This is a genomic window from Mycobacterium sp. ABE4_509, from assembly GCF_056160785.1.
Genome location: NZ_JBSWXU010000043.1, coordinates 1 through 19,479, shown reverse-complemented (window position 1 = coordinate 19,479; position 19,479 = coordinate 1). Strand labels below are relative to the sequence as shown.

The following is a 19,479-nucleotide window of genomic DNA, read 5'->3' as shown; positions in this document are numbered from 1 at the left end:
GCGACGGCGCCTGGTCAGCGGCCTGGATCCTACGATGAACTCATGGCCGCCTCCGAGCACCTGTACATCGGCGGCCAGCGGGTGCCCATAACCCATCCTGACAAGGTCGTTTTCGGTGAGATCGGGCTGACCAAACTGGACCTGATGCACTACTACGCGGCGGTGGCCGACGGCGCCCTGCGCGGTGTCGCGGAGCGTCCGATGATCCTCAAGCGGTTCGTCAAGGGCATCGGGGCCGAGGCGATCTTCCAGAAGCGCGCCCCGGCCAAACGGCCCGGCTTCGTCTCGGTCGCAGAGCTGAAGTACGCGTCGGGGACCTCGGCCGCCGAGGCCGTGCTGCACGACGCGGCAGGGCTGATCTGGGCGGTGAATCTGGGCTGCGTCGACCTCAACCCGCACCCGGTCCGGGCCGACGATCTCGACCACCCGGACGAGCTGCGCGTCGACCTGGACCCGATGCCCGGTGTGGGCTGGCGACAGATCCTCGACGTCGCGTTCGTCGCGCGCGAAGTGCTCGATGACCACGGCCTGGTCGCCTGGCCGAAGACCTCGGGCTCGCGCGGCTTCCACATCTACGCCCGGATCCACCGGCGCTGGCCGTACCGGCAGGTCCGGGCCGCGGCCGAGGCGGTGGCCCGCGAGGTGGAACGCCGCGCTCCCGAATCGGCCACCGCGCGCTGGTGGAAGGAGGAACGCCAGGGGGTCTTCGTCGACTTCAACCAGAACGCCAAGGACCGCACGGTGGCCTCGGCGTACTCGGTTCGGGCCACACCCGACGCCCGGGTGTCCACCCCGCTGTTCTGGGACGAGGTCGCCGGCTGCCGGCCCGAGGCCTTCACCGTCGCCACGGTGCCGAACCGCTTCGCTGAGCTCGGGGACCCGTGGGAGGGCATGGACGACACGGCGGGAACTCTCGATTCGCTGCTGGACCTGGCCGAGGCGCTCGGTCCTGCCGAGAAGGCACCCAAGGGGGCGAGTCGCCCGTCCGGTGGGCGCCGGGCCTCGGCGATGCCGTTGATCGAGATCGCCCGGACCAAGACCAAGGACGAGGCGATGGCAGCGCTGCAGCAGTGGCGCGACAGGTATCCGGACGTAGCCGAAAAGCTGCAGCCCGCAGACGTTCTCGTGGACGGCATGCGGGGTCCGAGCTCGATCTGGTACCGCATCCGGATCAACCTGCAGCACATCGCCGAAGAAGCCAGGCCGCCGCAGGAGCCGCTGCTGGCCGACTACGACCCGTAGGCGAACTACACCGGTGCACAACAGCAGCGCCGGGATTGAACCGTACCGCTAAGTTACCGGCGAGTTTGCTGTTCGCGCGGGTGCACGGCCCTCCCGATGTTCTTAGCGATGTTTTAGTCAATACTCCCAGCGGCCTTAAATTGCCTCACTACCTTCAGTGATGTAAGGGCCGGAAGCGGCCATGTCAGCACGGGATCGAGGGAGGCTGCAATGTACGGCAATCCGACGTTCGACTGCGACGGCGCAGAGATCCGGGCACACTGCCGCCAACTGGCCACCGTGGTGACCGTTACGGGCGACCTGGGGGACGCCAACATCCAGCGCGCCGCCCTGTACACCGAGCGCTTCCTGCTGACCGACAAGCCGCTGGTCCTCGACCTGTCCGGGATCACTTCCTTTAGCCGGGAAGCGGTTTCGCTGCTCCTGCGCCTCGACGACCTGTGCGCTGCCGCCGGGGTCGAGTGGTCACTGATCACCAGCCGCGCCGTCGACCAGGCGCTGCGCGATTGCGGCGTCGAGTTCACCACCGCCGGTTCGGTGCCCGAAGCGCTGAACCACTTCGCCGACGTGATGGTCGCTCGGCGCCAGCTTCTTCCCCTACTCACCAAGACCGCTTAAGGATCACTGTGTTACTCGATGTTCGGTGGCTCCGATTTTTGCTTCAGCGTCGTCACAGGTTCGACGCCGACCGCCTCGCGCTGACCGCGAGCTGACAAGTCCAACCGACTTCACCCCGACCTGACTAGGGTGCTCGTATGGGCACCGACGCCGACCTCGTCGCCGACGCCGCGCACCGCGTCGTCGGCGAACACGATCCCCGATCCGTTCCCGTCCAGGAATTCCTGGGAGCCTGCTTCGACGCCGGCTTGTCCTGGGTGCATTTCCCCGCCGGTTTCGGCGGCCTGGGCGTCTCACGTGGACTGCAGGCCGTGGCCGACCGCATCCTGCAGGGTGCCGGCGGTCCGGTGCCGCTGTCGCTGAACCCGATGGGCTACGGGATGGCCGCACCCACGGTGCGCGAGCACGCGCAGACCGACGAGGTCCGCCACCAGCTGCTGCGGCCGCTGGCGACCACCGAGGACATCTGGTGTCAGCTGTTCTCCGAGCCGGGCGCCGGTTCGGATCTGGCCGGCCTGGCGACCTCGGCGGTGCGCGACGGCGACCAGTGGGTCGTCAACGGTCAGAAGGTGTGGACCAGCCTGGCCCACCGGGCCAGGTGGGGGCTGCTGTTGGCCCGCACCGATCCCGATGTGCCCAAGCACAAGGGCCTGACCTATTTCGTGCTCGACATGCACAGCCCCGGCGTGCAGACCCGTCCGCTGCGGCAGCTCACCGGCCAGGCCGAGTTCAACGAGGTGTATCTGACCGACGCGCGCGTCCCCGACACCTTCCGCCTCGGCGGCGTCGGCGACGGGTGGCGGGTCGCGATGACGACCCTGATGAACGAGCGCAGCGCGCTGGGGGGCAGCGGCAACCGCCGCGGCGCCGGCGCCATCGGCGATGCCGTGGCGCTGTGGACGTCCCGCCCGGACCTGCACACCCCGGTGCTGCGCGATCGGCTGACCACCCTGTGGCTGCGGGCCGAGGCGCAACGGCTGACCTCGGAACGGTCCCGGGCGTCGGCCACGATGGGCGGGCCCGGCCCGGAGGGGTCGGTCGGCAAGCTGGTGGGCGCCGAGCTCAACCAGCACATCTACGAGTTCTGCATGGACCTGCTCGGTCCCGAGGGCATCCTCTACGGGAGCTACGCGATGAGCCGCGGCGACCAGGATGTCGAGGACTGGCGGGGTCCGATCCAGCAGCGCTTTCTGCGCAGCCGTGCCAACACCATCGAAGGGGGTACGTCCGAGGTGATGCGCAACATCCTGGCCGAGCGGGTGCTGGGGCTGCCCGGCGACCTGCGCGCGGACGCGGGCATGCCGTGGAAGGAGGTGCCGCGTGGCTGAGGAGCTTGCGGATCAGCCCAGGGAAACAGCTGGGGAGCTTGCGGATCAGCCCAGGGGAACAGCTGAGGAGCTTGCGGATCAGTACGTGTTCAGCGACGAGCAGAACCAGTTGCGCACCGCCGTCTCCGAGTTCTGCACCGAGTTCATCGACGAGACCGCGGTTCGCGCGGCGATGGAGGCCGATCCTCCTTTCGACGCCAAGATCTGGTCGAGGCTGGGTTCGGAGTTGGGTGTGCTGGGCCTGTCGGTGCCCGAGTCGGCCGGTGGCGCCGGCGGCACGCTGGTCGATCAGGCCGTGGCCGTCGAACAGCTGGGAGCGGCGCTGGCCTGCGGACCGCTGTTCGGCACGGTCTACCTGTCGATCCCCGCGCTGGTCGCGACCGCGTCCGGCTCCGGTGACCCGGACGGGTTGCTTGCCTCGCTGGTCGAGGGCAATCGCACCGCCGCGTTCACGGTCACCGACAGCGCCGGCGCATTCGACCCTTCGACCGTGTCGGTCGAAGCGACCCCCGGCCAAGGAGACTGGTCACTCAACGGCACCGTCGAGCGGGTCGTCGATGCCGGCGCGGCCGATGTGCTGCTGGTGGCCGCCAACGGGCCGGAAGGCGTTGGGCTCTACGCGGTCGAAGCCGACTCGACTGGGGTGCAACGGATCCCGCTGACCACACTGGACCTGACCCGCCCGCAGGCCACCGTCGGACTGTTCGATGCGCCCGCGAGGCTCATCAGCGGGCCCGGCGAGGCCGAGCAGGTGATCAGCCACGCTCTGCACGTCGGCACCGCGCTGCTCGCCGTCGAACAGGTCGGGGCGGCCTCGCACCTGCTGGATCTGACCGTCCAGTACGCCAAGGACCGATTGCAGTTCGGGCGTCCCATCGGATCGTTCCAGGCCGTCAAGCACCGGCTGGCCGACGACCTCGTCTCCCTCGAACACGCCAAGTCCGCTGCCTACCATGCAGTCTGGGCACTGGCCGAGGGCGCCGACGACACGGCCCTGGAGGTCAGCATCGCCGCAGCGCTGTGCTCGGCGGCGTTGACCCGCATCGCCACCGACACCATCCAGGTCCACGGCGGCATCGGGTTCACCTGGGAGCATCAGGCCCACCTCTACTACAAGCGGGCCTACACCGATGCCGCGCTGCTCGGGAGCGCCGAGGCGCACCGGGCCCGGGTGGCCGAATTCGTGCTCGACGCCGCATCCGCGAAGACCCCGCCGCGCGTCGCCACCGGGGTCCCGACATGACGCCCGCGAGAGGTCTGACCATGCGCTACCTGGCTGCTGTCGTGCTGGCCGCGGCGGCGGCCGCGGTGCCGCTGGCGGTGCGGGCCGCTCCGGCGACCGTCACCGCACAGTGCCCGCCCGGTGAGACCGGCGTCATCTACGGGTGCGCGCCGTTCTGCGTGCCGGGCAAGTACCTCGACCCGAACACCGGTCTGTGCATGCCCGTTCCGCCGCCGCCCGCTCCGCGAGGCTAGGTCGCCCCGGTGAACCCGCTGGATCGATTCTTCGAGATCTCGGCGCGCAAATCCACGTTCGGCACCGAGATCCGGGGCGGGGTCGTCACGTTCATCGCGATGGCCTACATCATCGTGCTGAACCCGATCATCCTGTCGGGGGCCGCCGACGTCGCCGGCAACCGGCTGGACTTCGCTCAGGTGTCGGCGACGACATCGCTGGCCGCCGGCGTGATGACCATCGTGTTCGGGCTCGTCGCGCGGCTTCCGTTCGCGTTCGCCGCTGGGCTGGGCATCAACTCCTTCCTGGCCACCACGGTCGTCGGTTCCGTCACCTGGCCCGAAGCGATGGGACTGGTGGTCATCAACGGCCTGATCATCGTGCTGCTCGCGGTGACCGGCCTGCGCCGGCTGGTGTTCGATGCGGTGCCCATGCAGCTCAAGCTGGCGATCACCGCAGGCATCGGGTTGTTCATCCTGTTCATCGGCCTGGTCGACGCCGGGTTCATCGGATCCACCGGGTTGCCGTCCCCGCCGGTCGGCCTCGGCCGCGACGGGCTCGGCTCGATCAACACGATCCCGACCGTCGTGTTCGTGGTCACCCTGCTGCTGACCGGAATCCTGGTTGCCCGCCGGGTGCGGGGCGGCATCCTGATCGGACTGGTCACCGGGACGGTGCTGGCCGCGGTGGTCGAGGCGATCTGGCAGCTCGGCCCCGCCACCGAACAGGAGGGCGGATGGAGCCTGTCGGTGCCCACGCTGTCGGGCTCACCGTTTGCGCTGCCCGATCTGTCGCTGGTCGGGGCGTTCAGCCTGGACTTCTCCCGGATCGGGGCACTCGCTGCGGTGATGCTGGTGTTCACCCTGGTGTTCGCCAACTTCTTCGACGCGATGGGGACCCTGACGGGGTTGTCCCGCGAGGCCGGGCTGTCCGACGACCGGGGCACCTTCCCGCGGCTGCGTTCGGCGCTGGTCATCGAGGGCACCGGCGCGGTGGTCGGTGGTGCGACCTCGTCGTCGTCGAACACGGTGTTCATCGAATCCGGCGCCGGGGTCGAGGAAGGCGCCCGAACCGGGCTGGCCAACCTGGTGACCGGTGCGTTGTTCCTGGCCGCCATGTTCGTCTCGCCGCTGGCTTCGATCGTGCCGACCGAGGTCGCCGCGGCGGCGCTGGTGATCGTCGGGGCGATGATGGCCGCGCACCTGCGCCACATCGATCTGTCGGAGTTCTCGGTCGCGCTGCCGGTAGTCCTGACGGTCACGGTGATGCCGTTCAGCTATTCGATCGCCAACGGCATCGGCGTCGGCTTCATCGCCTGGGTGGTGCTGCGTAGCGCCGTCGGCAAGGCCCGCGAGGTCAGCCCGCTGCTGTGGGTCGTGGCCGCCGGGTTCGCCGTCTACTTCGCCCGCACCCCGGTCGAGGCGCTGCTCGGAGTGTGAGACCTCTCAGTACACGTCGCGAAGGTACCGGTGCGACGTGATGAGTTCGTTGACGTACGCATGGGCGCCGTCGTCGTCGAGTCCACCTGCGACAGAGATGATCTCGTGCAGACTTCGATGGACGTCGCGCGCCATCCGGTCGGCGTCTCCGCACACGTAGAGGTGGGCACCGTCTTGAAGCCATGCGTAGATCTCGTCCGCATTGGTCAGCATATGTTGCTGCACATAGTCTTTGGTGTCGCCGTCACGGGAGAACGCGAGGTCGAGCCGGCTCAGGACGCCCGATTCGCGAAATCCGAGCAGCTCGTCGCCGTAGAGGAAGTCGGTGGCGCGATGGCGGTTCCCGGAGAACAGCCATGACTTCCCCACCGCCCCGGTCGCCTGACGTTCCTGCAGGAAGGCCCGGAACGGCGCGATTCCGGTACCCGGCCCGATCATGATGATCGGCACATCGGGGGCCGGAAGGCGGAAACCGTCGTTGGGCACCAGGTGGATACGCACGGTGTCGGTTCGGTCGGCCAGGAACCCGGAGGCGGCGCCGGCCCGGGAACGTCCGCAGAGGTCGTAGCGCACCGTGGCGGCGGTGAGGTGTATCCGGCCGGGGTGCACCAGCGGACTGGATGCGATCGAGTAGTCGCGGTGCTGAAGGGGACGCAGCGCGGCCAGGAACTCCTCCACACCGAGGTCGGCGAGGTCGAGCAGGTCGAGAGCGTCGCGGCCGTACAGCCAGGCGCTCAGCGCGGCAGCATCGTTGCCGCCGCGAACTGCTGCGGCGCTGCGATCTCGGGTTCGCGAGGCCACCAAGCTCTGCAGAGCCCCGGACGGAGACCGCAGCTCGTAGCGTTCGGTCAGCAGCACCCCCAGTGGCTCGTCGTGGCCTGCCACCGCGTCATCGGCGTCGCAGCCGAGCCGACGCAGCACCGCGGCGACGAAGTCGGGGTCGTTGGACGGGTGCACCCCCAGCGAGTCGCCCGCCTGGTAGCCGATTCCGCTGTCGCCGAGGTCGATCTCGTAGTGTCGCACCGGCTTGTCCGAAGCCGCAGCGGTCAGCGGTCTGTTGACCACCAGCGCGGCGGAGAACGGGTTGCGGCGGTTCCACGGCGAGTCCTCGGTCAGCTCGACGACGCGGGCGGGCGCAGCCGACGGGGAGGCCTCCCCGGCGAGTAGTTCGATGACCTGCATCGTCCAGGCCTGCGAGGGTTCCTCGAAGTCGAGGTCACAGTCGACGCGCTCGACCATCCGCCGGGCGCCGAGTTCGGCGAGGCGCGCATCGAGCAACTTGCCCGCGTTGCAGAAGTCCGGGTAGTAGCTGTCCCCCAGCCCGCACACCGTGAATGTCAGATGGTCGAGGCGCTCTGCCCCGTCACCGCTGAGTTCCTCCCAGAACACTTCGGCATCCAGCGGCATCTCGCCGTCGCCGTAGGTCGCGGTGATCACCACGAAGTGCGTCGCGTCCACCAGGGACTGCACGTTCAGGTCGTTGAGATACTGCGGTTCGACGCCGATACCGGCCTCGCCTGCGGCCTGCGCGAACTTCTTGGCGACCATGTCGGAGTTGCCGGTTTCGGTGGCGAAGCCGAGCACCAGCTCGAAGGCGGGATCGACGGGCATCGTGCCCCCCTCTCACATGAGTTAGTTGACCCTTAGTTAGGGTGACCTTACTCATGTGGAGGGTTCCTGGGGGCGCTCCCCTGCTCAGCCGACCCCGGCTGGATCGTCGGCTCAGCCGACCGTCGCCGAATTGGCGGCCTTCAGCGTCTCGGCGGCCACCGTCAGGCCCTCCAGCGGCCCGTAGGCGATGTCCTCGTGTTCGATGTTCACCCACATCTGCGGATCGACGGCTTCCAGGGCGTGCAGGAACCGGGCCCAGAACGCGACGTCATGACCGTTGCCGACCGCCACGAAGTCCCACGCCGAGTCCTCCGGCCACTTGTTGACCACGTGGCGCCCACCCAGCCCGGTGGGGTTCTGGTCCAGCGGGATCCGGGTGAAACGCTCGTCGAGAACCCCGTAGATCCGGCAGTTCTCGTTGATCCGGGTGTCCTTGGCCGCCGCGTGGAACACCAGCGGGCCGAGCCACTCGATGGCCGCCACCGGATCGATGCCCTGCCAGAACAGGTGGGACGGATCCATCTCGGCTCCGACGTGGGTGGCGCCGGTCCGCTCGACGAGGCGCTTGAGGGTGGGCGGGTTGAACACCAGGTTCTGCGGGTGCATCTCGATGGCCACCTTGACCCCGTTCTCCCGGGCCAGCGCGTCGATCTCGGTCCAGAACGGCACCGCGACCTCATCCCACTGGTAGTCCAGCGAGTCCAGATAGCCGGAGTCCCAGGTGTTTACGTGCCAGGCTGGCCAGCGCCCGCCCGGGTGCGCCTGCGGCAGACCCGACATCGTGACCACCCGGTCGACGCCGAGCAGGCCGGCCACCCGGATCGCGTTGCGCAGGTCCTGCGCGTCCTCGGGACCGACCTCGGGGTCGGGATGCAGCGGGTTGCCGTTGCAGTTGAGACCCGCGATCGACACGCCGGTGCCGTCGAAGTTCGCCAGGTACTGCCGCGGGGACACCGCGCCGGACAGCAGCTCGCGAACCGGCAGATGCGGCGTGGGCAGGAAGCCACCGGCGTTGATCTCCGCACCGGTCAACCCCAGCGAGGCGATGACGCGCAGGGCCTCGGACAGCGGCTTGTCGTGCAGGATCGCGGTGTACACACCGAGTTTCATGGTGACGGTTCCTCTCTCGACTGCGCCGAACTGGCATTCCAGCAGAGTGCTTCTCGGCATTTCGCTGCCGGAATGCCATTTCGGCAGCGGGGTCAGCGGTGTTTGTTGATGTAGTCGGTCATCGTCTTGAGCTGGTAGCGCGACACGTCGTGGGCGTTCTCGTCCTCGGCGAACACCGAGGAGACCATCACGGTGTCGTCGCGGTCGTAGAACCCCAACTCGGCCAGGCCGCCGAAGAACTCGTCCCAGTCCAGATCACCGTCGCCGATCTTGAGATGCTGATGCACGCGCACCGGATTGCCCGGCGGATTGGTGATGTAGCGCAGTCCGTGGCTGCGGTGGTGATCCATCGTGTCGGCCACATGCACCAGCCGCAGCCGCTGCCCGGCGGCAGCCATGATCTCGGACATGTTGCCGCCCATGTGGTAGCTGTGACACGCCACATACACCATGCCGATGTTGGGCGAGTTGACCCCGCGGATGATGCGCAGCGCCTCCATTCCGTCTTCGACGAAATCGTCGGGATGGGGGTCGATGCGCACGTCGATGCCTTCACGTTCGAAGATCGGCACCAGCTCTTCCATCGACCGGAAGAAGGCCCGTTCGGAGCGCTCAGCCTCCTCGGGTCTTCCCGAGAACTCGGTGTTGATCACGTTCACCCCGAGGTCCACGGCGATCTGCACGACGCGTTTCCAGTTGCGCACCGCGGCTTCCCGGGCGTCCTCGTCGGGTCCTGACCAGCGCAGCACCGGCAGGATCGAGGCGATCCCGACCCCGGCGTCGGCACAGGCCTTGCCGAACCTGGCCACCAGGTCGTCGTCGGCACGCGGGTGGTTGAAGAACGGGATGAAGTCCCGGTGCGGGGTCAGCTGCAGATACTCATAGCCCAGATCGGCTACCAGCTGCGGGAATTCCAGTAGTGAATAGTCGTGGTGAAACGGAGTCGGATCCAGCGCGATCTTCATCTCTCACATCTCCTTGTCGCGGTCGGCCAGGTGCACGTCGACGTAGCCGCCGCTGCGCAACGACTGCACTCCCGCCTCGCAGACCGCGGCGGCGGCGTAGCCGTCCCAGGCTCCGGGCCCGTCGACGAAGGTTCCGGTGTCCGGGCCGCGGCGCACCACGTCGACCCAGCGCTGGATCTCGGTGTCGAACGCCTGCCCGAAGCGTTCCTTGAAGCTGGGGGTGATCGCCCCGCCCCACCGCCCGGGCGCGGACTTGCGTACCAGCCCGACGTCGAGGCCGATCATGGCGCTGCCCTTCTCGCCGACCACCTCGGTGCGGACCTCGTAGGCCACGCCGGTGGTGACGAACAGTTCGACGTCGACGTGCCGGCCGCTGGCGGTCTTCAGGATCGCGATCTGCGGGTCGGCCAGGCCGGTGGGTGCCGCGGGATTGGCGGTGGGGGCGATGATCTGGATCCCGGCGATCTCCTCGCCGAACAGGAATCGGGTGACATCGACCTCGTGGACCAGCGAGTCGCGGACGACCATCTCGCTGCCGAAGCCGTGCGGCACGGCCGGGTTGCGGTGCGCGCAGTGCATCACCAACGGTTCACCGAGTTCCCCGGCGTCGAGCATCGTCTTCAGCGCGGCGTATTCGTGGTCGAAGCGCCGCATGAAGCCGACCTGGATGAGCTCGATGCCCAGTTCGGCCTGCCGCCTCACGATCTCCAGCGACGTCTCGACGTCGGTGGTCAGCGGCTTCTCGCACAGCACCGGCTTGCGGTGCTCCAGGCAGGCCAGCAGTTGCTTCTCGTGCGTGGGGCCCGGGGTCGCGAGAACCACGGCGTCGACGCCCGGATCGGCGATCGCGTCGAGCGGGTCGGCGATCGACCGGCAGCCCGGGATGCCGGCGGCGATCTGCTCGGCCTTCTCGGCGACGTAGTCGTTGACGACGGCGACCCGCGCGCCGGAGATGCGGGAGGTGATGCGTTCGACGTGCTGGGCGCCGATCAGCCCGACGCCGAGGACGGCGACACGGAGTTCGGTGGTTTCTGACATGATCTGGGTCCTCCTAACCGAATGTGATGGACGGGACGCCGCAGGATCGGAGATAGCTGCGGGTGCGGGTGGCGATGGGCAGGGGTGCCTCGACTTCGCACGGGTACATGTCCTGTTCGACGATCGCGAAGACGTCGATGCCGAGCCGTTCGATCTCGGCCAGCAGCGGCGGCATGTCGGGGATTCCGAGCGGCGGCTCGGTCATCGCGCCGAGTCTGACCGCCTCGCCGAAGGGCAGGTCCTCGGCCTCGACCTTGGCCCGCACCTCGGGGTCGACCTGCTTGAGATGCAGGTAACCGATGCGCTCGGGAGCCCGGCGGATGATCGCGATGTTGTCGCCGCCGCAGTAGGAGATGTGTCCGGTGTCCAGGCACAGGTTGACGTAGCGGCCGTCGGTGCCGTCGAGGAAGCGGTACACGTTGTCCTCGGTGTCGACGTGCGAGTCGGCGTGCGGATGGTATTGCGCACGCACACCGTAGGTTTCGTACATCGCCTTGCCGAGGTCGTTCATGCCTCGGGTCTTGCGGGCCCACTGCGACTCGGAGAGAGTGCGGTCTTCGAGCACCTCGCCGCTGGCCGGGTCACGCCACATCTCGGGGATGACGACGACGTGGGTGCCGCCGGCTGCGGCGGTCAGCTTGGCGACGTCTTCGATCTGGTTCCACACCGCCGACCACGAGTCGTCCCGGTGAAGGTGCTCGAAAACCGTTCCGGCGGAGAGCTTCAGGCCGCGGGCGTCCAGCTCGTCGGACAGCTTGGCCGGGTCGGTGGGCAGGTAGCCGTATGGACCGAGTTCGATCCAGCGGTATCCGGAAGCCGCGACCTCGTCGAGGAATCGGGTGTAGGGCGTCTGCTGCGGGTCGTCGGGAAACCAGACGCCCCAAGAGTCCGGCGCGGAACCGACGCGGATGGTGCTCATTCGGGTTCCTTTCAGTGCACGTTGGCGGGTGTGCCGACGGTTTCGAGGCGTTCTTCGAGTTCTTCGAGGGTGGTGCCCTTGGTCTCCGGGACCAGCCGCTTGACGAAGACGAAGGACACGATGTTGACGGCGACGAACAGCGCGAACGTGCCGGTGGAACCCAGTGCGTTGTTGAGCAGGGGGAACAGGAAGGAGATGATCGCATTGGTGCACCAGAGCACGAACACCGCGATGCCCATGGCGAAGCCGCGCACCGACAGCGGGAAGATCTCCGAGAGCAGCAACCACACGCAGGTGCCGATGAACATCTGGACGAATCCGACGAACAGCACCATGCAGGCGAGGATCACGTAGCTGCGGGTGTCCGAGGACGGCAGCAGGAACACCGTCGCCAGCGCGGCCTGAGAGGCGGCGACCCCGGCGAACCCGATGAGCAGCATGGTGCGCCGCCCGATGTAGCCGAGCAGAATGATGCCGATGATCGTGGTGACCACGGACGTGACGCCGACGGCGATCGTCGCGACCAGCGCCGCGCTCACGTCCAGGCCGCTCTGCTCCAGGATGGTCGGGGCGTAGTAGTTCACGGTGTTGATGCCGGTGGCCTGCTGCACGATCGCCAGGCCGCAGCCGATGAGCACGATGCGCCGGATCCACGGGACGTCGCGGACCACCGAGAACGGGGTGTGCGTGGTCTTGAGCATGTGGCCGGTGTGCTCGACGACGACCGCGTACTCGGCCTCGGCGTCGCGCGGTGTCCTGCTCAGCGCCAGCACGTTCCGGGCTTCGGGCAGCCGGCCCTTGAGGGCGTACCAGCGCGGCGAGTCCGGCAGCACGAGCATGCCGACCAGCAGGGCGATGGCCGGAATGGCCGCCACCGCCAGCATGGTGCGCCATACGTGCGGGTCCTGGATGAGGTGGTCGAGCAGCGCGTTGGTGGCGAAGGCGAGCATCTGGCCGGTCACGATCATCAGCTCGTTGATGGTGACCATGCGGCCGCGCCGGTCGGCGGGCGCCATCTCGGCCAGGTAGAGGGGGCAGGTCACCGCCGCGGCGCCGACCCCCAGGCCGAGGATGATGCGCGCGGCGACCATGATCTGGACGTTGGGCGCGATCGCGCAGCCCAGCGCTCCGACCAGGAACAGGCCCGCACAGACCAGCAGGGCGCGTTTGCGCCCGATCCGGTCGGCGACGCGGCCGCCGAACAGGGCGCCGAATGCCGCGCCCGGGAACAGCAGTGAACTGACGACGGTGGCCTCGCCGAACGCGGACAGCCCGAGATCGTCCTTCATGTAGAGCAGGGCGCCGGAGATGACCCCGGTGTCGTAGCCGAAGAGCAATCCACCCAGGGTGGCGATGACGGTGAGTTTCGTCAGGAATCGGCCCGAGTGCGTGGGCGGTGCTTGAACGGACATCAGGACCTCGCTTCGGTGACTAACGCGCGTTAGTAACGCGCGTAAGGTCTACTATGAACCGACCCCCGGAATGTGTCAACCGTCACTTTTGAGAGGAATCCACTGTGAGCTCACCCCGGCCACGTCACCCGGTCACCGGCGCCCGGCGCCCGACCATGGCTGACGTCGCGCAGCGCGCCGGGGTGTCACGGACGCTGGTGTCGTTCATCCTGGACGGCAAGCCCGGCGCCAGCGAGGACACCCGCCGCCGAGTGCTCGCGATCGCCGAGGAGATCGGCTACCGGCCGGACGCCGCCGCGCGCCTGCTCGCCCAGGGCCGCAGCCGCACCCTCGGGGTCATGATGGACGTCCGTCAGCTGTTCCAGGCCGAGATGGTCACCCACATCTACCCGGCCGCCGAACATCTCGGGTACGAGGTCCTGCTGTCGGCCAACCTGCCCGACCGCACCGAGGCCACCGTGGTCGACTCCCTGCTCAGCCACCGATGCGGGGCGCTGATCCTGCTCGGCCCCAGCGAGACTCCGGCGTTCTTCACCGAACTGGCCGCCCGGGTGCCGGTGGTCGTGGCCGGCCGTCGGTTGCCCGAGCCCAGCCCCGACACCCCCCTGGCCACGGTCCGCACCGACGACGCGAAAGGGATCCGGCAGGCGGTCGACTATCTGGTCGGGCTCGGCCACCGCACCGTGCACCACGTCGACGGGGGCACCGACCCCGGATCGGCCGACCGGGCCCGCGCCTACCGGGCCGCGATGCGGGCGCACGGATTGGCCGACGAGGTCGCGGTGATCCCCGGCGCCCACAACGAAGACGCCGGCGCCGCCGCCGCGCGCACGATGCTCGACGCCGCCACCCTGCCCACCGCAGTACTCGCCGGCAACGACCGGTGCGCGCTGGGCATTCTCGACGTGTTCACCCGGGCGGGCGTCGACATCCCCGGCGACGTGTCCCTGATCGGCTACGACGACTCCCGGCTCTCGGACAACCCGCGCATCGACCTGACGACCATCCACCAGGACGCCCCCGACATCGCCCGGCGTGCCGTCGAGCTAGCCGTGCAGATGCTCGCCGACGGCGCCCCCCGAACCCATGACGTCGTGCTGGAACCCGAGCTGGTCGTGCGCGGGACCACGAGCCGGCCACGCGACTGACATAGGCTGTGTACTAGTTAGTGTGTACTAACTGCTGACGCTGACGTAATATCCACCCCGAAGTCCGATCTCGGCACGGGGGTAGATCGTATTCAAAGTTGTTCGCCTGATGATGCCTTGACCCTGCCCACGCAGGATGTCGACGTTTGCTCGGTCGCTACCGAGGCCGATCGACTGCTGGCGCTCGACTCGTTCAAGATCCTCGACACCCCGCCGGAGTCGGCCTACGACGACCTGACCGAACTCGCCGCCCACCTGTGCGGCGCCCCGATGTCGGCCGTCAGCCTGGTCGACTCCAACCGCCAATGGTTCAAGTCCCGCCACGGCTTCGACCTCACCGAAACAGCGCGTGACCTGGCGTTCTGCGAACGCGCCCAGCACCGCGACCCGTCGGTCCTGGAGGTGCCGGACGCCAGTGTGGACCAGCGATTCGCCGACCACCCGATGGTGCTCGGCGAGCCCTTCGTCCGGTTCTACGCCGGGGCCCCGCTGGTGCTGGCCGACGGGAACGTCGTGGGCACCCTGTGCGTGTTCGGTCCGGAGCCGCAGGCCCTCTCCGAGCAGCAGCGCCGGCACCTGGCCGCGCTGGCCCGCCAGGTCGTCGGTCAGCTGGAGCTGCGCCGCCAGGCGCGCCGGTTCGCCGCCGAAGCACGCGCCCGGCTGGTCGCCGACACGGCGCTGCGCGAGCAGCAACGCGTCTTCAACGGCATCCTCGAGCACACCGACGTGCTGATCTACGCCAAGGACGTCGAGGGCCGCTTCGTGATGAGCAACACGGCGCTGGACCGGATCGCCCCGGCGCATGCCTCGCTGATCGGGCTGACCGACTACGACCTGTTCGACACCGAGACCGCCGAGGGGTACCGGCGCAACGACGCCCGCATCAGGGAGACGCGCGAGTGGCAGGTGTTCAGCGAAGACGTCGTCCACCCGGACGGGTCGGCGCACACCTACCGGTCCACCAAGTTCCCGCTGATCGACGACAACGGCGAGGTGATCGGCATCGGCGGGGTGTCCACCGATGTCAGCGAACTGGCCGCGGCGCGCACCCAGTACGCCGACGCCGAGCAGCGCTGGCGAACCCTGGTCGAGCAGTCCCCGATCGCGGTGACGATGGTCGACGCCGACGGCGTCATCGTGTTCGCCAACACCGAGGCCGCGCTGCTGTGCGGGTCCAACGACATCGCCGACGTCCAGTCCCAGCACATGTCGAGGTTCGTTCCCTCCGGAGACGCCGCCGGCGCGGTGTCCATGATCCGCGACATCCTGGCCGGCAAGCTCGAGTTGCGCGCGCACCGCGCGCAGCTCAAGCGGCTGGACGGGGAGATCGGCACCGTCGAGCTCAGCGCCCGCGCCGTCGATCAACCCGGTCTGCGGACCGTGCAGTTCGAGTTCCGCGACATGACGGCCCTGGCGAAGTCCTACGCCGAGCTGAAGCACTCGGCGTCCACCGATCCGCTGACCGGGCTGCTGAACCGCCGGGCGTGGGACGACCGGCTGCGCGAGATCCTCGACAACATCGACGGTGCCGGCTGCCTGCTGACCGTCGCCGTCGTCGACCTCGACCACTTCAAGCTCTACAACGACACCCACGGCCACGATGCCGGCGATGTCCTGCTGCACACGTTCGCGACGGTGGCCAGCGCGTCGTTGCGGCACACCGACGTCTTCGCCCGGTGGGGCGGCGAGGAGTTCATCATCGCGCTGCCGCAGACCACCCTCGAACAGGCCCAGCAGATCCTGGCCCGCGTCCGCCGCAGCGTGCCGGCCGATCAGACCTGCTCGGTCGGCTACACCGCCTACCACTTCCCCGAACCGCTCTCCGAAGCCCTCGCCCGCGCAGACAAAGCGCTCTACCTGGCGAAACGGCGGGGGCGCAATCAGGTCGCCCGGGCCTGACCCCCGACCGGACCGGTGCCCATGGGCATACCGTTGGCATTACAGTATGCTTACTCGAACTATCGAGGCAGCACCGGGAGGGAAGCCATGACCCAGGCCACCGAGCAGTTTCGGGACGCGCCGGTTTTCGATGCCGACCAGCACATGTACGAGACCGCGGAAGCGCTGACGAAGTACCTCCCGCAACGGTATTCCCGCGCGGTCCAATACGCTCAGTTCGGCAGGCAGACCCGCATCGTGATCAACGGCCGGGTCTCGGACTTCATCCCCAATCCGACCTTCGAGAAGGTCGCCGCGCCGGGCGCGCACGAGAAGTTCTTCGCCGGCGAGAACGTCGAAGGGCTCACCCTGCGCGAGATGCAGGGTCCCGCGATCCCCGCCCCCGCCGCCACCCGCGACCCCGCGGCCCGGGTCGCCGAACTCGATCGCCAGGGCGTGCGCGAGGCACTGAACTATCCCACGCTGGCCAGCCTCATCGAGCACTCGTCGGCCGATGACCCGGAACTGACGCTGGCGATCATCCACGCGCTGAACCAGTGGATGGCCGAACACTGGACCTTCGACTACCAGGGGCGGGTGTTCTCCACCCCGATCATCAACCTGTCCGAGGTCGGCGCCGCGCAGCGGGAACTCGAGTACATCCTGGCGAACGGCGCCAAGGTAGCCCTGATCAAGCCCGGTCCGGTCAACGGACTGCGCGGCTGGCGCTCCCCGGCACTGCCCGAATTCGATCCGTTCTGGCGTGACGTCGAGGCCGCGGGCCTCCCGATCGTGCTGCACGCCAGCTACCCCCCGCTGGACGACTACGTCAACAAGTGGGAACCGCCGCACACCCAGAACTTCATGGCGATGAGCGCATTCCGGTGGATGGTGCTGGGCCACCGCGAGATCGCCGACATGATCACCAGCCTGATCTGTCACGGCACGCTGACCCGGTTCCCGAAGCTGCGCATCGCCAGCGTGGAGAACGGCAGCAGCTGGATCTTCCCGCTGTTCAACGACTTCGACGAACTGGCCAAGAAGATGCCGCAGAACTTTCCCGAACATCCGCTCGACGTGTTCCGGCGCAACATCTGGGTCAGCCCGTTCTGGGAGGGCTGCGTCTCCGACGTCGTCAACACCGTCGGCTGGGACAAGGTGCTGTTCGGTTCGGACTATCCCCATCCCGAGGGCCTGGCCGAGCCCAGGGGGTTCTGGAAGTACGCCGAAGGCATGGACGTGCGCCGGACCTACGACTTCATGGGCGACAACGCCCGCCGGTTCATGGGGCTGCCGATCACCAACCCCGACCCGGCGGCGACGAATCCCCCCGCACTGAGTACCGCCTGAGGCCGGCCGGGGGCCGGGGGCGGGCCCCTAGACTCTCGGTCGATGAATGACGATCGCAGGCCCGTGCAGTTCGTGGGCGCCGGGCCCGGCGCGGCCGACCTGCTCACCGTGCGCGCCACCCGCATGCTCGGCGAGGCCGACGTGGTGCTGTACCCGGGCAGCTACCTCGACGCCGAGGTGCTCGGACACTGCTCGGGGTCGGCGGAGCTGGTCGACACAGCCGATCTCGATCTCGATCAGATCGTGTCGCGGCTCCTCGATGCCCACCGATCCGGGCACCGGGTGGTCCGGCTGGTGTCGGGCGACCCGTCGCTGTACTCGGCGGTGTCCGAGCAGACCCGGCGGCTCGACGCGGCCGGGGTTCCGTGGGCGCTGACGCCGGGGGTGCCGGCCTACGCGGCAGCGGCGGCCCGGGTGGGCCGCGAACTGACCGTCCCGCTGGTGACCCAGTCGGTGGTGCTCACCCGTACCCAGCAGCGCTCGACCGCGATGCCGGCCACCGAGTCGTTGTCGGCGTTCGCCGCGACGCGGGCGACGCTGGTGCTGCACCTGGCCGTCACCCGGGTGCGCGAGCTGATGGCCGAGCTGGCCGGCGAGTACGGCCCGGATTGTCCGGTCGTCGTCGTCTACCGGGCCTCCCAGCCGGCCGAGCAGGTGCTGCACGGCACCGTCGGCGACATCGCCGATGCGGTCGAGGCCGCCGGGTTGCGGCAGGCGGCGGTGGTGCTGGTCGGCCGGGCGCTGTCGGGTCGTCCCGATCCGCAGGCCGGGCAGAGCCATCTGTACGACCCGGCGCGGGACCGCACGACGAAGAGCCGAGGCGCCCGGTGACCCCCAGCGGTCACCCCGGCCACGCCGCGGCGCACGCCTACGACTCGCTCTACGACGTCATCCACCGGCGCCGCGACACCCGCCGGGAGTTCACCGGCGAACCGGTCGCCGACGAGGTGCTCGAGCGGGTGCTGCTGGCCGCCCATGCCGCGCCGTCGGTCGGCATGTCCCAGCCCTGGGACTTCGTGCTGGTCCGCGCGCCGCAGACGCTGCGGGCGTTTCGCGATCATGTGACCGCCGAGCGTGACGTGTTCGCCGCGGAGCTGTCCGGGGACCGCGCCGAGGTGTTCTCCCGGATCAAGATCGAGGGGATCTGCGAATCCGGCCTCGGCATCGTCGTCGGCTACGACCCGACCCGTGGCGGGCCCTCGGTCCTGGGCCGCCACGCCATCCCGGACGCCGGTCTGTACTCGGTGGTCTGCGCGATCCAGAACCTCTGGCTGGCCGCGACGGCCGAGGGGCTCGGGGTGGGCTGGGTGTCCTTCTACCGCGAGGACTTCCTGAGGTCGCTGGTCGGGTTGCCCGGGCGGGTGCGACCGGTCGCCTGGCTGTGCGTCGGTCCCGTCGCCGACCTGCCGGACACTCCCGACCTGGAGCGGTTCGGCTGGCGGGCCCGGGCCTCGCTGGACGGCGTGCTGCACCGGGAGCGCTACCGGCCGCGGTGACCTACAGCTTCAGGACCCGCCCGGCGATGACCAGATGCACCTCGTCGCACAGCTCGGCGACCCGTTGGTTGACGGTGCCCAGCAGATCCCGGAACAACACCCCGGAGCGGTGGGCGGGCACCACGCCCAGACCGACTTCGTTGGTCACCAGCACCACCTCGCCGACCGAGCCGAGTGCACCGCACAGCGCGTCGAGGCGGGCCGCAACCACTGCGTGCACGTCGCCCGAGTCGGCGGCCCAGAGGTGCGCCTCGTCGAGCACGGCGACCAGCCAGGTGCTGAGGCAGTCGACGAGGACCGCCCCGTCCGCGGCGGCAAGTGCGGCGCCGACGTCGGCGGTCTCGACCGTGTGCCAGTGCGCGGGGCGGCGATCCCGGTGCGCGGCGACGCGGTCGTCCCAGTCGGGGTCGGTGCCGTCGGCGGGCCGGCCGGGGGCGACGTAGGTGACGGCGGCCGCGCCGGCCAGCAG

18 protein-coding genes are annotated in these 19,479 nt (G+C 68.9%); 11 read left to right on the top strand and 7 right to left on the bottom strand.

Annotated elements, in window-relative coordinates:
- Nucleotides 1-42 precede the first annotated feature (42 nt).
- The 6 genes from ligD to ACXAID_RS11895 all read left to right on the top strand — a co-directional run bounded on the left by ligD (nucleotide 43) and on the right by ACXAID_RS11895 (nucleotide 6,083).
- On the top strand, nucleotides 43-1,242 hold the full coding sequence (gene ligD / locus ACXAID_RS11920) for a non-homologous end-joining DNA ligase (RefSeq protein ID WP_475022419.1): 1,200 nt from the start codon (nucleotides 43-45) through the stop codon (nucleotides 1,240-1,242).
- Between the two features lie 210 nt (nucleotides 1,243-1,452).
- The gene (locus ACXAID_RS11915; protein WP_475022418.1) at nucleotides 1,453-1,860 is read left to right on the top strand and encodes an STAS domain-containing protein; all 408 of its coding nucleotides are present in this window, start codon (nucleotides 1,453-1,455) and stop codon (nucleotides 1,858-1,860) included.
- Nucleotides 1,861-1,997: 137 nt separating this feature from the next.
- Nucleotides 1,998-3,188 carry an acyl-CoA dehydrogenase family protein gene (locus ACXAID_RS11910; RefSeq protein ID WP_475022417.1) on the top strand — a complete coding sequence of 397 codons (1,191 nt, stop codon included), beginning with the start codon at nucleotides 1,998-2,000 and terminating at the stop codon, nucleotides 3,186-3,188.
- Nucleotides 3,181-4,431: an acyl-CoA dehydrogenase family protein gene (locus ACXAID_RS11905; protein ID WP_475022416.1), complete on the top strand. Its 1,251-nt coding sequence runs from the start codon at nucleotides 3,181-3,183 to the stop codon at nucleotides 4,429-4,431. The genes ACXAID_RS11910 and ACXAID_RS11905 overlap by 8 nt, the downstream gene beginning before the upstream one ends.
- Complete coding sequence (locus ACXAID_RS11900) at nucleotides 4,428-4,664, top strand: hypothetical protein (RefSeq protein WP_475022415.1); 237 nt, start codon at nucleotides 4,428-4,430, stop codon at nucleotides 4,662-4,664. The genes ACXAID_RS11905 and ACXAID_RS11900 overlap by 4 nt, the downstream gene beginning before the upstream one ends.
- Nucleotides 4,665-4,673: 9 nt before the next feature.
- Nucleotides 4,674-6,083, top strand: coding sequence for an NCS2 family permease (locus ACXAID_RS11895; RefSeq protein WP_475022414.1), 1,410 nt, complete (start codon nucleotides 4,674-4,676; stop codon nucleotides 6,081-6,083).
- 6 nt (nucleotides 6,084-6,089) lie between these two features.
- On the opposite strand, the gene ACXAID_RS11890 is transcribed toward ACXAID_RS11895, so the two are convergent.
- From ACXAID_RS11890 to ACXAID_RS11865, 6 genes are all read right to left on the bottom strand, one after another.
- Nucleotides 6,090-7,694, bottom strand: coding sequence for a diflavin oxidoreductase (locus ACXAID_RS11890; RefSeq protein ID WP_475022413.1), 1,605 nt, complete (start codon nucleotides 7,692-7,694; stop codon nucleotides 6,090-6,092).
- 111 nt (nucleotides 7,695-7,805) lie between these two features.
- Nucleotides 7,806-8,804, bottom strand: coding sequence for a sugar phosphate isomerase/epimerase family protein (locus ACXAID_RS11885; protein ID WP_475022412.1), 999 nt, complete (start codon nucleotides 8,802-8,804; stop codon nucleotides 7,806-7,808).
- Nucleotides 8,805-8,896: 92 nt separating this feature from the next.
- Nucleotides 8,897-9,769, bottom strand: a complete 873-nt coding sequence (locus tag ACXAID_RS11880) for a sugar phosphate isomerase/epimerase family protein (protein WP_475022411.1) — start codon at nucleotides 9,767-9,769, stop codon at nucleotides 8,897-8,899.
- A gap of 3 nt (nucleotides 9,770-9,772) precedes the next feature.
- Entirely contained in the window at nucleotides 9,773-10,807 is a 1,035-nt protein-coding gene (locus ACXAID_RS11875) for a Gfo/Idh/MocA family protein (RefSeq protein ID WP_475022410.1), read from the bottom strand.
- A gap of 13 nt (nucleotides 10,808-10,820) precedes the next feature.
- Entirely contained in the window at nucleotides 10,821-11,726 is a 906-nt protein-coding gene (locus tag ACXAID_RS11870; protein WP_475022409.1) for a sugar phosphate isomerase/epimerase family protein, read from the bottom strand.
- Between the two features lie 11 nt (nucleotides 11,727-11,737).
- Nucleotides 11,738-13,138, bottom strand: a complete 1,401-nt coding sequence (locus ACXAID_RS11865) for a sugar porter family MFS transporter (RefSeq protein ID WP_475022408.1) — start codon at nucleotides 13,136-13,138, stop codon at nucleotides 11,738-11,740.
- Nucleotides 13,139-13,293: 155 nt separating this feature from the next.
- On the opposite strand from ACXAID_RS11865, the gene ACXAID_RS11860 reads away from it, so the two are divergent.
- The 5 genes from ACXAID_RS11860 to bluB all read left to right on the top strand — a co-directional run bounded on the left by ACXAID_RS11860 (nucleotide 13,294) and on the right by bluB (nucleotide 19,010).
- Entirely contained in the window at nucleotides 13,294-14,286 is a 993-nt protein-coding gene (locus ACXAID_RS11860) for a LacI family DNA-binding transcriptional regulator (protein WP_475022431.1), read from the top strand.
- Nucleotides 14,287-14,403: 117 nt separating this feature from the next.
- Nucleotides 14,404-16,185, top strand: a complete 1,782-nt coding sequence (locus ACXAID_RS11855) for a sensor domain-containing diguanylate cyclase (RefSeq protein ID WP_475022407.1) — start codon at nucleotides 14,404-14,406, stop codon at nucleotides 16,183-16,185.
- Between the two features lie 87 nt (nucleotides 16,186-16,272).
- A complete protein-coding gene (locus tag ACXAID_RS11850) occupies nucleotides 16,273-17,514 on the top strand; it encodes an amidohydrolase family protein (RefSeq protein WP_475022406.1) in 1,242 nt (413 codons plus the stop codon).
- Nucleotides 17,515-17,556: 42 nt separating this feature from the next.
- Nucleotides 17,557-18,345 carry a precorrin-4 C(11)-methyltransferase gene (gene cobM, locus ACXAID_RS11845; RefSeq protein WP_475022405.1) on the top strand — a complete coding sequence of 263 codons (789 nt, stop codon included), beginning with the start codon at nucleotides 17,557-17,559 and terminating at the stop codon, nucleotides 18,343-18,345.
- Nucleotides 18,342-19,010, top strand: coding sequence for a 5,6-dimethylbenzimidazole synthase (bluB, locus tag ACXAID_RS11840; RefSeq protein ID WP_475022404.1), 669 nt, complete (start codon nucleotides 18,342-18,344; stop codon nucleotides 19,008-19,010). Before cobM ends, bluB begins: the two co-directional genes overlap by 4 nt.
- Before the next feature lies 1 nt (nucleotide 19,011).
- Here the strand turns inward: bluB and ACXAID_RS11835 are convergent.
- The coding region (locus ACXAID_RS11835; protein ID WP_475022403.1) for a bifunctional adenosylcobinamide kinase/adenosylcobinamide-phosphate guanylyltransferase at nucleotides 19,012-19,479 on the bottom strand (468 nt) is incomplete at its 5' end.